This window comes from Larkinella soli, assembly GCF_003703975.1.
In the GTDB taxonomy this organism is placed as follows: Bacteria; Bacteroidota; Bacteroidia; order Cytophagales; family Spirosomataceae; genus Larkinella; species Larkinella soli.
On the sequence record NZ_QTJY01000016.1, the window covers coordinates 17,596 to 33,282 of the forward strand.

12 protein-coding genes are annotated in these 15,687 nt (G+C 56.6%); 4 read left to right on the top strand and 8 right to left on the bottom strand.

The features are described from left to right. Positions 1-151: 151 nt before the first annotated feature. Together DX909_RS23270 and DX909_RS23275 are read left to right on the top strand one after the other, a co-directional pair. A complete protein-coding gene (locus DX909_RS23270) occupies positions 152-694 on the top strand; it encodes a hypothetical protein (protein ID WP_229311160.1) in 543 nt (180 codons plus the stop codon). Further along, positions 691-1,698 carry an alpha/beta fold hydrolase gene (locus DX909_RS23275; protein ID WP_128547639.1) on the top strand — a complete coding sequence of 336 codons (1,008 nt, stop codon included), beginning with the start codon at positions 691-693 and terminating at the stop codon, positions 1,696-1,698. The genes DX909_RS23270 and DX909_RS23275 overlap by 4 nt, the downstream gene beginning before the upstream one ends. Before the next feature lie 34 nt (positions 1,699-1,732). On the opposite strand, the gene ppk1 is transcribed toward DX909_RS23275, so the two are convergent. Together ppk1 and gyrB are read right to left on the bottom strand one after the other, a co-directional pair. Then, on the bottom strand, positions 1,733-4,069 hold the full coding sequence (ppk1, locus tag DX909_RS23280) for a polyphosphate kinase 1 (RefSeq protein ID WP_128547640.1): 2,337 nt from the start codon (positions 4,067-4,069) through the stop codon (positions 1,733-1,735). A gap of 350 nt (positions 4,070-4,419) precedes the next feature. After that, on the bottom strand, positions 4,420-6,420 hold the full coding sequence (gene gyrB, locus DX909_RS23285; protein ID WP_128547641.1) for a DNA topoisomerase (ATP-hydrolyzing) subunit B: 2,001 nt from the start codon (positions 6,418-6,420) through the stop codon (positions 4,420-4,422). A 215-nt stretch (positions 6,421-6,635) separates the two neighbouring features. On the opposite strand from gyrB, the gene DX909_RS23290 reads away from it, so the two are divergent. Next, a complete protein-coding gene (locus DX909_RS23290) occupies positions 6,636-7,688 on the top strand; it encodes a fatty acid desaturase family protein (protein ID WP_128547642.1) in 1,053 nt (350 codons plus the stop codon). A gap of 54 nt (positions 7,689-7,742) precedes the next feature. Further along, positions 7,743-8,369, top strand: a complete 627-nt coding sequence (locus tag DX909_RS23295; protein ID WP_128547643.1) for a hypothetical protein — start codon at positions 7,743-7,745, stop codon at positions 8,367-8,369. On the opposite strand, the gene DX909_RS23300 is transcribed toward DX909_RS23295, so the two are convergent. The 6 genes from DX909_RS23300 to DX909_RS23325 all read right to left on the bottom strand — a co-directional run bounded on the left by DX909_RS23300 (position 8,370) and on the right by DX909_RS23325 (position 15,639). Beyond that, positions 8,370-9,179 carry a LytR/AlgR family response regulator transcription factor gene (locus tag DX909_RS23300; RefSeq protein ID WP_128547644.1) on the bottom strand — a complete coding sequence of 270 codons (810 nt, stop codon included), beginning with the start codon at positions 9,177-9,179 and terminating at the stop codon, positions 8,370-8,372. A gap of 13 nt (positions 9,180-9,192) precedes the next feature. After that, complete coding sequence (locus DX909_RS23305; RefSeq protein WP_128547645.1) at positions 9,193-12,318, bottom strand: sensor histidine kinase; 3,126 nt, start codon at positions 12,316-12,318, stop codon at positions 9,193-9,195. Positions 12,319-12,516: 198 nt separating this feature from the next. Beyond that, on the bottom strand, positions 12,517-12,897 hold the full coding sequence (locus DX909_RS23310; protein WP_128547646.1) for a hypothetical protein: 381 nt from the start codon (positions 12,895-12,897) through the stop codon (positions 12,517-12,519). Between the two features lie 145 nt (positions 12,898-13,042). Further along, positions 13,043-13,840, bottom strand: a complete 798-nt coding sequence (locus tag DX909_RS23315) for a M23 family metallopeptidase (protein WP_310589875.1) — start codon at positions 13,838-13,840, stop codon at positions 13,043-13,045. A gap of 81 nt (positions 13,841-13,921) precedes the next feature. Further along, a complete protein-coding gene (porG, locus tag DX909_RS23320) occupies positions 13,922-14,626 on the bottom strand; it encodes a type IX secretion system protein PorG (RefSeq protein ID WP_229311162.1) in 705 nt (234 codons plus the stop codon). 23 nt (positions 14,627-14,649) lie between these two features. Further along, positions 14,650-15,639, bottom strand: coding sequence for a DUF6089 family protein (locus DX909_RS23325; RefSeq protein ID WP_128547647.1), 990 nt, complete (start codon positions 15,637-15,639; stop codon positions 14,650-14,652). Between the last annotated feature and the right edge of the window lie 48 nt (positions 15,640-15,687).

Consider the following 15,687-nt stretch of genomic DNA (forward strand, 5'->3'; position numbering starts at 1 on the left):
TTTTTTCCTGTTTCAACCGAAGTCCTTCCTGATTCAGCCGAAACGTTCATGGATTGGCGGATAGAATGCCCTTCTTCGCCTTCATATCCGGCGGCCGGCCTTCTAATTTTGCGCCGGATTCACGAAAGCCATGAAAACAACACTACTAATGATGAGCGCATTGCTATTCAGTGCAACAGGGGTGCGCGCCCAGCAACTTCGACTCGCCTACTACGGCGAAACCGTCACGCATTACGGCCTGAAAGCCGGATATGAGATTCCGGTCGGCACCCGGCATCTTCGGAATGAAACCGTCCGGAAGGAAATCCTCTTCGCCCCGGGCATAGCGGTGTACCGGCATCCCCACAATCACACCGGCATTGTGGTCTCTCCCGAGCTGGCCTACCGCCGGACCGGACCCCGGGGCGGCTTTTACGAACTGGCGCTGGCCCCCTCCTACTTCCGTTATTTCCTGGCCGGAACCACGTTCGAAGTAGACGAAACGGGTGCGTTCCGGAGGGTACCCCTGGCAGGTCGAAACGCCTTCCTGCCTACGGTTTCCCTCGGCTTCGGCAAAGATCTTTCCGTTCGGAAAAGGGCCGGATTCTCCTGGTATGCGCGGCTGAACCTCATGCAGCAGCGTCCTTACAATGCCTCATCGCTCTTGCGGTTCAGCCTGGAAGCCGGCATCATTAAACCCCTGAAGAAATCATGAAATCCCTCCGTCGACTCCTCCATATCTGTCTTTTTACAAGCCTTGTGACCCTCTTTTTTTCCTGCGAAAAAGAAGACCTGACCGAGGTCGGGCAGACCTTTCATCTGCGTCACAAGGGGGCCGATATGCCCATCTGGGTGCGCGGCAACCTGTCTTCCAATAAGATCGTTCTGTACCTCCACGGCGGCCCCGGCGACTGTGCAATGTGTTACCGGCACTACTTAAAAGGGCTGGAGAATTCGGTGGCCGTGGCTTATTGGGACCAGCGGATCGCGGGCTCCTCATCGGGCAAAGTCGACCTCAAAACCCTGAACTACGAGCAATTCGGCGAGGATGCCTATTATACCGTCAAACTGTTGAAGGAACGGTATCCGAACGCGAAGATTTACCTGCTGGCGCACAGCTTCGGTGTCGAGCTGGCCTGGCAGTTCCTGACAACCGGCGACAATCAGAAGATGGTCAGTGGCCTGATGGCGGTCAACGGGACCTTCTCGACTTACCGCTGGCTCGTTCAGGTCCGCGAGTGGGTCCTGCGGGAAGCACGCAAACAGAATAAACCGGAGGTGGAGAAATACGCAGCGGAGAACCCGGTCACCCGAGAAAACCTCAGTACCTACCAATGGGAAAAGCTGTATCGCCACATGATGGACCTGGGTGGCAATCCGGTTTCGCTCTATGACGACAAAGCGTTTGTCGTCAACTATGTGTTTGCCACGCCCAACACCGCCCTGGGCCAGTTCACCCACGGCAAGGCGTATGAACAGTACGGAAAAGTAGAGATGCAGAAATTCGAGAAAAGCGCCCTGCTGCGAAACATCCGGATCCCGGTAGCCCTGTTCTGGGGAGTAAAAGACGGCGTGGTTCCGGTCGGAATTGCCCACGAAACCCGCGACCTGCTTACGGCTACCTCCGCTTCCCTGGTTACGTTCGACGCTTCCTGGCATGAGCCTTTCGTCTCGGAGACGGACCGGTTCATTGCCGAAGTCCTACGGTTTGTCCGTTAAAAACGAAAAGACCCGGTTTTGGCCGGGTCTTTTTTTAATGAACTTCCTCTTCCTGTTCGCGCTCTTCCGGCCGCTGCTCCGGCTCGGGTTCGGGGGGCGTGATCTCGTTAAAAAGCCGGGCTTCCATGACTTCTTTCTGGGTCACATGGAAGAACCGCTGGTGGATATTGAAGGTTTCTTCCTTATCCACATCGACACAACATTTCTTATAGTGGCCGTCTTCGAGCATCTCGTAGGCGTTGACGTTGTCGCGCAGGTTGTAATTCAGAAGATGGATAGCCTGCTGCTTAACCTTTTTATCGACCAGCAGGAACAACGACTCGATGCGCCGGTCGAAGCTCCGAACCATGATGTCGGCGCTGCCTCCGTAGATTTTCGGGTCGCCGTTGTTGTGAAAATAGAACAGGCGCGTGTGTTCCAGAAAATCCCCGACAATGGACCGCACGGTGATATTTTCGCTGAGGTCTTTCCGGTGAGGCCGCAGACAGCAAATGCCGCGTACCACCAGCCGGATGGGCACGCCGGCCTGCGAAGCCCTGTACAACTCGTCGATCACGATCTTGTCTTCCAGCGAATTGATTTTGATGCAAATACCGCTCGGCAGCCCCTGTCTTGCGTTCTCGGCTTCCTCCTGGATGAGCTTAACGAGTTGCATCCGCATGTCGCGCGGGGCCGTGATGAGGTATTGATAATCGTTCGGCAGCGAATGTCCGGTAATGACATTGAAAAACTCCGAAATATCGTGGGTATAGATCTCATCGGTGGTCAACAGGCCGATGTCGGTATACAGCTTGGAGGTTTCCTCGTTGTAGTTTCCGCTGGAAAGGTGGGCGTAGCGGACCACCCGGTTTCCTTCATTCCGGACGACCAGCAACAGTTTCGTATGTGTCTTGTAGCTGCTGATGCCGTAAATGACGAAACAGCCGGCCTTCTGCAGCCGCTGGGCCTCCCGAATGTTATTTTCCTCATCGAACCGGGCCTTCACCTCGAACAGGACCGATACGTGCTTGCCGTTTTCGGCCGCCTTCAACAGGGCCTCGGTCACCCTCGACCGCTTGGCGAGCCGGTAGATCGTCAGCTTGATCGCCAGCACGTTCAGGTCTTCGGCGGCCTGTTCGAGCAGGGTCAGAACCGGCTCGAAGTTGTTGAAAGGATGGTGCAGGAGGATATCCCGCTCCTTCATGATTTCAAAAATATCGGTGTTCTTCTCCCGGCGCAGCCCAAGAGGCAGAACGGGCGAGGGCGGAGCAGGCAGTTCATCCCGGAATTCGGGGTGCCGGATGATCTGCCAGAGGCTCGTGTAGTCGATCAGCCGGTCGTTCTCAAAGAGGTTGAAGTCGTCGATTTCCCACCGTTTCTTCACCAGGTTGATCATCCATTCCTGGGCGCCCGACTGAATTTCGACCCGTACGACCCGTCCCAGACGACGGTCTTTGATCTTCTGCTTGATCTCGTCGATAAAATCGGTTTCGATGTCGTCACTTTCCTCCAGGGTAAAGTCGCCGTTCCGGGTAATCCGCATCAGGTTGACGGCCATAATGTCGACGTTCCGGTAAAGCTTTTTGATCTCCATCCGGACGATTTCCTCAATGGGCAGGAAGCAGGTCTCGGCCGGTCGCTCCAGGGTCATGAACCGGGGCAGATTGGCCGGGATCTGAACGAAGGACAGACGCTGGTTTTCGTCCTCGTCGCCGGCTTTCACCGGTCGATTGGGGTCTTGGGTAACGACGCCGAAAATCAGGACTTTCGCCAGCAGCACCGGGAAGGTGTGGGTGTAGTCGTAGACCATCGGCGTCAGCATCGGGTAGATGGTCCGGTCGAAGTATTCCACGGCACGGGTTCGTTCCTCTTCGGTCAGGTCGTCGATGCCGATAATGCGGAATTCGAGTTCACTGAACGAACCGGCCAGTTCATTATAAACATCGAGTTGTTCTCTGCTGAACTGTTGAGCTGCGCCCAGGAGGGCTTTCCGGAACGGGATTTCCCGCAGGCCGGAATAATCGACGCGTTCCTTGCCGTAATCTATATAATTATAGAGGCTTCCGACCCGGATGGTAAAGAATTCATCGAGGTTAGAGGCCGTGATAGCCAGGAATTTAAGCCGGTCGAGAAGGTGTCTTTCCGGGTTCCGGGCCTGATCCAGCACACGGGCGTTGAATTTTAGCCAGCTAAGGTCGCGACTGATGTAATTGCTTTGTTCAACTACATTCGCCAGTCTCTCGTTTATTTTCATAGTCTTACCGTCTTCAGACTCTTCGGGCGAAGTTACCCTGCGCCCCGAAAAAAACGAAAAGAGATTCCCGAAAGAACCCCTCTTTTCCGGATTATCTTTTTGTGAACTATCTCTGGATGAATGATCTCTGCCGAGCATAGGTGCGGTCCTTATTGTATAGTGGGGTAACGAATAAACGAGAACGTTGGTACATAAGTTTAGCTTTCGGTTCTCTCCCCTGCAATTTTAGCAATATAGCATTTTTTCGGGATTTTCCAGAGTTAAAGGCACAACAGGGCCGGTTTAGCCTTGTCAGGGGCGGGCATGGCCTTGGAGAAATGGCTACGGAATTTCGGCCTGAGTGGCGGCTGGTGCAGGTAGATGATGTCTAAAATGACGTCGTTAAAATGGAAGGAGAGGAATAGATTCGATTCTGATCGATCGGCACGGACCGGCTGAACCCGGCCCGCTGACTTAAACAAAAAAAGCGGGCCGAAGCCCGCTTTTCTTTACACATCGACTCGTGCATATTTTGCGTTTCGCTCGATAAAATCCCGGCGCGGGGCGACCTCGTCCCCCATCAGCATCGAGAAGACGTGGTCGGCTTCGGCGGCCGACTCGATCGTAACGCGTTTAAGGCTCCGTTTATCGGGGTCCATCGTCGTGCTCCACAGCTGCTCGGGGTTCATTTCACCCAGACCTTTGTAGCGCTGAACGCCGACGTTCTCCTCGCGGCCCGAACCGGCCAGTTCGCGGATGGCGATCTCGCGCTGCTGTTCAGTCCAGCAATAACGCTCCTCCTTGCCCTTCTTGACCAGGTACAGGGGCGGCTGGGCGATGTACAGGTAGCCCTGCTCGATCAGCGTCCGCATATATCGGAAGAACAGCGTCAGGATCAGCGTCCGGATGTGGCTGCCGTCGACGTCGGCATCGGTCATGATGATGATCTTGTGGTAACGAAGCCGGTCCAGGTTCATCACCGTCTCGTCGCCGACCCGCTCAAAGCGGATACCAAGCGCCGTGATGATGTTCTTGATCTCTTCGTTCTCATAAATCTTGTGTTCGAGCGCCTTCTCCACGTTCAGGATTTTACCGCGCAGCGGCAGGATGGCCTGGAAGGCCCGGTTACGGCCCTGCTTGGCCGACCCGCCCGCCGAGTCACCCTCCACGAGATAGAGTTCGCATCGTTTGGGATCGGTGTCCGAACAGTCGGCCAGCTTCCCGGGCAGGCCCATCCCGCTCATGAAGTCCTTGCGGTCGGCCATGATGCGTTTGTAGGCCTGATCGGCCGCAATCCGGGCCTGGGCCGAGATCAGCACCTTCCGGACGATCCCGGAGGCCTCCTTGGGGTGTTCTTCCAGCCAGGTTTCAAGCATTTCGGCCACCGTAGAGCTGACGGCCCCGACCACGTCGCTGTTGCCGAGCTTCGTCTTGGTCTGGCCTTCAAACTGCGGTTCGGCCACTTTCACGGAGATCACGGCGGTCAGCCCCTTGCGGAAGTCACTGCCGTCGAAGGTCAGCTTGCCGGCATTTTTTCCCAGCAGATGGGAGTTGCGTTCGGCGTAGTTCTTCAGAATGCGGGTCAGCGCCGTCCGGAAGCCCTGTACGTGCGTACCGCCCTCGATGGTATTGATGTTGTTGACATAAGACGAAATATTCTCGCCGGCTTCAAGATTGTACACCATCGCAACCTGCACGGGCGTCGACCCTTTGTCCGACTCCATATAGATCGGCTGCATGCCTTCGAGCGAGGGGCGGTTCTCGTCCATGTATCGCACGAATTCGGTCAGACCGCCTTCGGAGAAGAACTCACTCCGCATGAATTCGCCCTGCTCGTTTGTGTCGCGCCGGTCGGTCAGCGTAATCCGGATGCCTTTGTTGAGGTAGGCCAGTTCGCGCAGACGGCCCGCTACGGTATCGTATTTGAAAATGGTCTCGGTGAATATCGAGTCGTCGGGTTTGAAGGTCACGATCGTACCCGTATCTTCGGCCGTTCCGATCTCGCGTACGTCGTACAGCGGATGGCCGATGTTGTATTCCTGTTCGAAGATTTTGCCTTCGCGATGCACTTCCACCCGCAGGTGCGTGGAAAGCGCGTTCACGCAGGACACCCCGACGCCGTGCAGACCGCCGGATACTTTATACGTATCCTTGTCGAACTTGCCCCCGGCGTGGAGGACGGTCATGACGACTTCGAGCGCCGACTTCCCCAACTTGGGCTGGATACCGGTCGGAATCCCGCGTCCGTTGTCCGTTACGGTAATGGAATCGTCTTCGTTGATCGTGACCTGAATCGTGTCGCAGTAGCCGGCCAGAGCCTCATCGATGGAGTTATCGACGACTTCCCAGATGAGATGGTGTAATCCTTTGATTCCAACATCGCCGATGTACATCGCCGGGCGTTTCCGGACGGCTTCCAGACCTTCCAGCACCTGAATGTTGTCGGCGCCGTAATTGCCTTTCGACCGGTCCTCAGCCTTGATGTCGGCTTCAATCAAATCGTTTGTCATAGAATGCAACCAGTGTGTCCGATTTACGGAAATGTTATAAAAACTTTGGTAATTAGGCGGGTTTGAGATAGTAAAAATACAAAATTTTTAGGTTAAATCCTAACAAGATCGGGCTTTCCTCTTAAATATACCCACAAAACAATCCCCGGACAACTAATACGTTCTTAAAAAGTGGTGTAATTTCCGTAAAAACCGAATTTTTACCGAAACAGCTTATGAAAGTGCTTGAAGCGATTGGTGATCCCACCTTCATCCCTCGCCCCTATTCCCCATTCGACCGATTTCTGCTGCAGTTCATCAGGGATGAGCGTGACCTGCCGTTCCTTCATCTTCAGCTCCTGATCACACTGACCGTCATCCCGCTCGGCATCCTTCTGTATCTGCCTTTCGTGACCGGCTGGGCCTGGTGGCTAATTACAATAACCTACCTGTTTATCAGCGTATTGCGACTAAAAGGCCCCTTTGGTCTGATGCTGCACTGCGTTACCCACCGCCCCCTGTTCAGAAAGGAATACGATGGGCTGAATTATTACCTGCCCTGGGTGATCGGTCCTTTTTTCGGGCAGACGCCGGAAACCTACTTCAGCCACCACATCGGAATGCACCACGCGGAAAACAACCTTCATGACGACGACAGCAGCACGATGCCTTACCAGCGCGACAGCCTGCGCGGATTTGGCCGGTACGTCATGAACTTTATCCTGTTCGGTCTGGCCAACCTGATGAACTACCACCGGCGCAAAAACCGGGTGAAGTACGCCACCCGGGCCTTCTGGGGGGAAATGAGTTTTTTCGCGCTCTGCATCGGCCTGTGCTTCGTCAGCGTATCGGCCACCGTCGTCGTGTTTATCCTGCCGTTCTTCATCTCCCGCGTCATCGCCATGCTCGGCAACTGGACCCAGCACTCCTTCGTCGACCCCGAAGACCCCGGAAATCCCTATAAAAACAGCATTACTTGCATCAACGTGAAGTATAACCACAAGTGCTGGAACGACGGCTACCACATCAGCCACCATGCCCGCCCGGCCATGCACTGGACCGAACACCCCGACTTCTTCCGGAAAACACTGCACAAATACGCCGAAAACCGGGCGATCATCTTCGACGGGCTGGACTATCTCAGGATCTTTTTACTGCTGATGAACAAACGGTACGACACGCTGGCGCGGCACGTCGTCAACATCGACGGCACCTTCGGCAGCGAGGAAGAAGTCATCGCCCTCCTGAAAAAACGGACCACCCCGATTGTTTACCCGGAACCACACTAAACCAACACAATCTGGCCGCGTCTAAGGTTTACCATCAAAAAGGAAGTTTCATTCATGAAAAAGCTATTGTTCTTCGTGGCCGTTACGGCTTCCGTCCTGTTTTTGAGCCGTTGCAGCGTCAACCGTCAACTCGCCGAAGCCAAGGCGCTGGGCGACTGTAAATTCAATATCTCCTCCGCCGACAGCATCTACCTTTCAGGAATCGACGTCCGGAAGTTTAAAAGCCTGGAGGATCTCAATCCGGCCCGGTACCCGCAGCTGGCGGCCGGCCTGCTGTCCAGAAGCATCCCGCTGAGCGCCCGGATCAACGTCGACATTATCAACCCTACCAACCGGACGGCGGCCATCAACCAGCTCGAATATAAAATCCTGCTCGCCGATCAGGAACTGTTCAACGGCTTCCTGAACCAGCGGATCCAGGTGGCCGCAGGGGGCGGAACCGCCCGGATTCCGGTCAAACTGCACACAAACGCCTATAAACTGTTTACGGACGATAAAACGCGGGATGCCTTCACGGATCTGATCCGGAATCTGAGCGGCAACAGCAACTCCGGCGTCAAAGGGTCGACGCTGACCATCAAGATCAAACCGACCCTGGCCCTGGGCGACAAGAAAGTCAACTACCCGGGCTATATCACCATCAATCAGGAGGTTACGAACAAAATCCTGCTGGGTCAGTAATCAGTTCCCGCTGTAGCTGTCTTCCACTTTCCAGACGTTGCTGGCGTAGATCAGCAGCTCCCGGACCGCGTTGCCCAGTACCAGCCGGCATTTCGGGCGGGCGCCTTTTTCGAGGTAGCTGATGGCCTCCTTATTGAGGATGTGGCTTTTGCCGATCCGGACGAAACGGTCCGGCGGCAGCATCCGCTCCAGCACATCGAGCGTCACATTGGGGATGTTCAGGTGTTCCTGCCGGGAGCAGTATACGTTAATCTGTTTGTTGGCGGACTCGCAGTACATGATGTCGGTGACTTCGATGCGGTGGAAGACGACGGTATTCTGAAAAAGTAAGAACCGCGGCCCGGACATCGGGCTCAGGTCGGCGGACTGGTTGAACACGGTTTCCAGCTGGTGAGTCAGCTCGGACTCGTGTTCCCGGTCCGCTTTCCATTTTTCGTAAAACAACCGGAACTTCTGCTTCAGCGTCTGCGGATCGATGGGTTTGAGGACAAAGTCACAGTGGCGGTGCGGGGCGGCTTTCTGAACCGCCGTGAGGGCTTCGTCCGGATAGCCCGAAATAAAAATGACCGCACTGAACTGCCGCCGGCTGCTCAGCTCGTCGAGGAGGTCGAAACCGCTCCGGATGGGCATTTTGATGTCCAGAAAGACCAGATCCGGCTTTTTTTCCAGAATCAGGTCCAGTCCTTCGGTTACATTTCCGGCTTCACCGATCACTTCTACCTCCTGCACGCCGGCCAGCATGCTGCGGAGGGTCCGGCGCACCGGGAGTTCGTCGTCGATCACGACGGCTTTTACGACTAAAGGGTTCATGGCGGTAAGGGGTTCAGTCTACGGAGGCCTCCTCGGGCGGCAACACCGGGTATAAAGGAATTACGGTTTCAATCCATACTCCGCAGACGCGGCCTTCGGGGTCGGTCAGGTCCCGGATCACCTGGCGGCTCTGGAGCGTATTGTACTGGTTCAGCTGTTCGAAGACGGCCTGGTTGATGGACAGGCCCCGGCCGGTGCTGCGCCGGCGGTATAGCCGGGCTTTCTCCAGCCCGACGCCGTCATCTTCCACATTGATCTTCAGGCATTTTTCATCCCGACTGATCGAAACTTTCACGGTGCCGCCTTCCGGTTTGTTTTCCAGGCCATGTTTGATGGCATTGGAAACATACCCCTGGATCAGCATTTTCGGAAGCTGCGTATCCATCGGCACGTCCGGATCGACCGTCAGCACGAACTGGACCCGGTTTCCGAACCGGACCTTCTCCAGGTCCAGATAATTTCCGACGAACTCCATTTCATCGCGCAACTTCCAGAATACCTGGCTCCGGCTCATCAGCTGGTTCCGGAAAATCGAACCGAACTTGGCCAGGTAACTCACCACCGTATCGGGGTCCTGTTCATAGGTAATCGACTGGATGGCGGTCAGGAAGTTCGAGACGAAATGAGGGTCGATCTGGTTGGTGATCGCCTTGACTTCCAATAGGGCTCGCTGGCGGCTGGCCTCCGCCAGCTTTTCCCGGATTTCGGCTTCCTGCTTCCGGCGATTGGCGGCCTCCAGTTCCAGCTGCGTCAGCCTCCGCTCCGTTCGCAGGATCTTATGCCGGCGTCGGGCCACGGCCCGCACCTGCTGAAGCCGGCCATAGAACAAACCCGCCACGACCAGGACGATCAGGGCCGTCCGGAACCACCAGGTGGCATACCAGGGCGGGGCGATCCGAAACTCCTGCACCGAAACCCGGGTATTCCAGAGGCCGTTGGCCCGGAGCGGGCGGACCGAAAGCCGGTAATTGCCGTCCGACAGGTTTCGAAGGAGGATCGTGTCACCCCGGATCGGGCCCGACCATTGGGCGGTGGAATGCTCTCCGTCCAGGTTTTCGAGCAGGTAGGAATAGACCGTATTGGAAAGCAGATTTCGGCGGTCCGGCTCCATCAGGCTGACTTTCAGATCGTTCTGATCCGGACTAAACGAAAGCGGCTTCCGCTGCGCCTTCACCACCGCCCCCGTCCCGGCATCCCGGAACGAGATGATTCCGGTCGGCGCCGGTTTCAGCAGGCCATGGAGACGGTTTTCGGAAATGACCATCGCCCGGTCACGGGTCAGGATCCACCAGTTGGCGTCCTTATCCCGGAAAATACCGTCGGGAACACACTGGCTGCCGACAAAACCGTTATCCCGGTCAAAAAAGGCCAGCCACGCGTCGCCCTGTTCATAAAATCGTCGGGTATCCAGCACGTAAAGTCCTTCCACCGTCCCGAGCAGCAGATACTGCCCCATGGGCCGACAGAACTGCACCAGCCCCCACAGATAACCGGGAGCAATCCGGCGGAATTGTTTATAATCATGAAACCAGAGCCCTTTTTCGGTGGCAAACCAGAGGTTGCCCCGGTTATCGCGCTGGATGTCGACGATGCTCTGGGTCGGAAATCGGCCGTTGCGCAGGTCGAGCCGCTCAAACCGTTCCGACTTGCCGTCCCACAGCAGTTGCACGTCGTATCCTCCGATCCAGTACCGCCCAAACTTATCCGTTTCGATATCCAGATAGGTAACCTCCGGCATCTTCAGGATCTTTCTGAGCCTGAGGCCATTCCGGTCGAAGACGTACATACCTCGATTCGAGGGGGCCAGGTAGCGGTTCTGCCGGACATCGTCGTACACGGTGGCGATATCCGAACCGGGGCTGATTCCGGGGAACCGTTTATAGCTGTGTCCATCGAACCAAAGAAGCCCCAGCCCGTCCCCGGACAGGAAAATGATGTTCCCGTCGGCATCGACCAGAGGGCAGCTGTAAAAATTCCGGACGGGAAAAGTTCGGTAGTAGGTGCTGTCCCACAGGATGTTTCCTCCCCGGAGTTTCAGCAGACCGCTGCCCCAGGAACTGAACCACATGGTTCCGGTGCGGTCCTGGGAGACGGAAGACAGGGCCTCTCCCGGCCCATGCGGCTTTTCGAAATACCGCCACCCGTTTCTCACGATCTCGACCAGGCCGAGATTGGTCCCTTCCCAGACAGTGCCCTGCCAGTCGACCAGCAGCTGGTGCAGGAATGGGGTCGTCACATAGGAATTGGTCACCCGGCGGCCGTCATACCAGCTCAGGAACTGGTTTTCATCCGGGTAGATCAGCTCTCCTTTCGAACTGACGTCGCAAATCCGCAGGTGGTCGTAGGCCACGGGCAGGTCATACAATTTCTCCAGGCCCTCCGCTCCGATCCGGTACAGTCCGGTTTCGGAGAGGGCGTACAGGCGACCCACCGGGTCGGAAAGCAGCTGGCGGATCGAGGCCCCGGGTTTCAGCCGGGTAAGCCGGGCGTAGCGGTATTGCCAGAGGACTCCGTCGGCCGTCAGCAGGACCAGACGTTGGCCGGCCCAATCGCTCTTTATTCCCCAAAACCGCTGGTTTCGGTCCGGGAACAGCCGCGTCGTCACCTCCCGAACCTGTCCGTCCTCCCAGCAATACAGCCGAAGCCCGGTTCCCTTTTCCTTCGTCAGTTCGGAAAACCAGGTCCGGCCGGTCTGGTCGGCCGTCAGGAACAGCGGTTCGCCCACGCCCCCGCCCTCCCGGGCATAACGGATGGAGAATGTCTGGGATTTCAGCAGGTGATTGCCTGTCCAGCGAAGCCGGAAGAGGTGATTCCGGGCGCTGCCTACCCAGACCGACCCATCGGGGCCGGAAGTAATGGCCGAAATATGTTCGCCGGGAAGCTGCGGAAAGAGCCGCTGGTTGCTGATGCGCTGTTCGCCGTTCAGGAAGTTCAGCCCCCAGGGGGTGCCGATCCACATCCGTCCGGACAGGTCCTGGTGCAGAACCATCGCCCGGGAATAGGAAAGGCCGTCGTTTACGCCGTATTTCCGTTCCGCGTATTTCTGGGCGGTCGCCGGCCCGATCCACAGCAGGCCAAGCAGTCCGGCCAGCAACCGAAACCGGGGTAAACGACCTTTCTGGAGATGGGAGAGAGACATAGCGACCTTCGACTTCCGAGTTAATGTACGAAGGATGTGGCGGTCTCACAACGCCGGCCCGGACCGGGATGATGAAAAAGGGCTTTGGGGCGATGTAATCGGGTGAGTAAAGGACGAGATTTTCATTTTACCAAGACAAAAAAGGAGACGTCCCGGTCGGAACGTCTCCCTGAATCGGAAGCGAAGGCTTTTCGCCGATTATTTGTCGCTCGTCAGGCGGGTCCGTTTGCACTCCCCGGCTTCGAACCGAACCGAACTTGACCATTGGGTAACCAACTGGCCTTTGAGAGTAGCCACCGCATCGAGAGAATAGCTTCCTTCCGGTCTTTCCAGCTGAAGGACAACCCCCGGCGTTTCCGAACCGCAGGGAGGAACGGACTGCTGCGTGGTGGAGAGGAAAGGCCGGTTGAGAGTTCCGACGACCTTCCCGTTCAATTTAACTTCGACCTGATCGAACTTGGCGCCGTTCAGGCTGGTGTAGACGAGGTACGTGCCCAGGTTGGCAGGTTTAACTTCTTCCTTGTCCTTACAACTTACGACGGCAAGGAAACTGAACAGAATTAAAGCAATTTTTTTCATGGCGTGAATAGCAGTTGTTGTTTGATTACACGCCAAAACTACCGCCGTCCGGACGGTTTTTTGAACGCCGGCCGGCCGGTCTGATGAAGGACGGCCCACAGCCGACAAAACCGCCGGGTGATCCGATGTATTATTGAACGGTCACTCAGTTCTGACCGTCGGCGGCCAGGAGCCAGTCGTAGGTGTTCTGCGGCAACGGCAACCCGTCGGACTGGAGTTGAAGATACATGATGTGCAGGTGCGTCGGCGAGCGGGTTTTGAAGGCATTGAAGCCGGTGCGGCCCACTTCGGCGATTTTCTGACCCGACTGTACCCATTCGCCGGGCCGCACCGTCACGGCATTGTTGTGGGCGTAATACCACAGGCCGTCGAGGATGGGATCATAGATCCAGATCCAGTTACCGCCCCGGTATTCCTGACCGGCGTTCCAGGCGGTTTCGATGGCCAGTACCACACCGGCCGTCATGGAGAGCACATCCACGGGCCGGTCCGTCTGGTCGTCGATGCAGTCCTGGTTGCGGTCCGTAATGAAAATGTCCTGGGCGGGATGGCTTCCGCGGACGTTGTAGTCGAACAGATCGAAGCCTTTGGCCTGATACCCGCTTCCGCGCGTGCCTCCGATGGCATCCGGCCCGTAGCCCCGCAGGGGGAAGGAGAAATAGGCGGTTCGGGAGAGGAGGCTGTCGCGACGGGTGCTGTCGAGCCGGAGAGGCTCGGCCGACCGGAACTTGGTTCGCAGGCCGAACATGATGTCGCTGAAGGTCTTACGGGCGGAATCGACCAGAATGCTTTCTTCCCGGATCTGGACGTAAAGCTGCTGGAAGCGCTGGCACATCGAATCCACGCGTGGAATGCCCCGTCCGGCCCTGACGACCGTCTGCGACGAAGCGGTATTGGCCAGACCAAGCCAAAGAGCGCTGAAGATGCCGATCCATCGCATCATTCCCCAAATTCCTGAGTTCACGTTAAGGTGGTGTATTCAATTCTGAAATTCGGCTAAAATTACGAATTATTCGCCAGATGGCTACTCCGGACAGGTGATTCGGTAGAAAGTATAGGTCAGCGTAATGCCGGCATAGGAGTAGATATCGCGCGAGTCGGGGTTGCCGTTCAGGAGCTTGTTGGTACCGCCGAAGGTGTTCGGACCGAAATTATCGAGGTAATCCGACTTCGAAAACCGGCTGCCGAACTCGAATCCGAGGCTCCAGGGCCGTTTAAACTCGTATTTGATCCCGGCTCCCAACGGGAAATTGAACAGCGATTTGGTCTGATAGCCCGGATTCCGGGGGTTGGGCCTGAAGGAAAACAGGCCGATCCCGCCAAATACGTAGGGCGTCCAGTTCTTCACCTTCCGCAGGCTGGAATAGTTCAGGAAGTTGTATTCCATCATGACGTTGACCTCCCGGATGTTCGTTTTGAACGCGAGGTTGCGGGCCTGCAGAAAGGGGTCGTTGACCTTGCGGTCCTGACCGGCAATCCGGCCCAGACCCAGGTTGAAACGAACCGAGAACGGCTGGCTGACATTGTAGCGAACCAGCAGGTTGCCGGCCGGACGAAAGTTGTCCAGGGCAAAATTGGGAGACAGGTCTCCCTTGTAAAGCATCCCGCCAAGCCCTCCTCCCACCTCCCAGGTCTGCGCCCGGGCGGAAGGTAGGGCCGACAGAGTTAAAACCAGGAAAAGGCTGAAACCGGCCGTCAGCCTTTTCCCTGAAAATCGATTGAAGGGCACTCGGTAAGTCGACAACGGAACCTTTATTTAATCGGTGGGCACTTGATCTTCGGGGTCAGAATGTAGTGTACCTGAAAATTGATGATCAGGTAACCGTCGTTGAAGACCCCGTCGGCGCCCCGGGTTGCGTAGGCCGGGTCGCTGGTGAGGGTCGACAAAGGATCATTCGTATTGAAGTAGTTCTGAAGTTCGGCGACGCGGTCTCCCCCCTTCCGGGCGGCTACGGGTTCCAGACGGCGGTCGGACATCACGCGGGCAAGATCGTCTTTCAGGATGGTCGGGTCAGGATAGGCCCCCCCGGCATCGTCCAGATAGTCGGTGGTCGTGTAGCGAAAACCGATCTCTCCCCCCAGATCGAAGCGTTCGTTCAGCTTGTAGCGGACACCCAGCCCCACCGGAATTGCCATCGTTACCAGGGAATACGGCTTGACCCCGTTCTGGCCCTGGCCTTCCGTACCCAGCGGTTGCAGTTTCACCCAGCGCTGGCGCGTATCGTCCGGCGTGACGCCGAAGCCGACCGGGGTTCTGGCTTCCGGGCTGTGGGCAACGGCCGCAATTCCGAGGAAGACGTAGGGACTCCACTTCGACCGGAAATTCGAGTTTCGGCCGTCCGGAATGAATTTATACATCCCCGTCAGGGCAAACTCCTTCAGGTCGTTGCGGAAATGCAGGTTTCGGGCATACTGGATGATGCCGGAATTAAGGTCCTTGCGGTTATAGGTGTAATCATCCCCTACGATGCGGGCCCAGGTGAACGATGCCCGGGCCGACAGCCGGGGCGTAAAATTCCGGGTGTACATGGCGGAGGCACTCCAGCGCATGAGGGCAAACGTCGACTTGATCGGTTTCCGATAGCCGGAGATATCGCCGTAGTAGCTGGATGTACCGAGGCCCAGACCGACCTCCGAATAAGGCACAAAAGAGTTGAACCCGCGCTGGGCTTGGCCGTCGGCCGGAAGCAGCGTCCCGAACGCTGCCGTCACTATACTGGCAATCAGTAGGTTGTTCTTCATAAAGTTTAGCTTACTACCGTTTCAGCGGTCTGATTCCTCTGCTTCGTC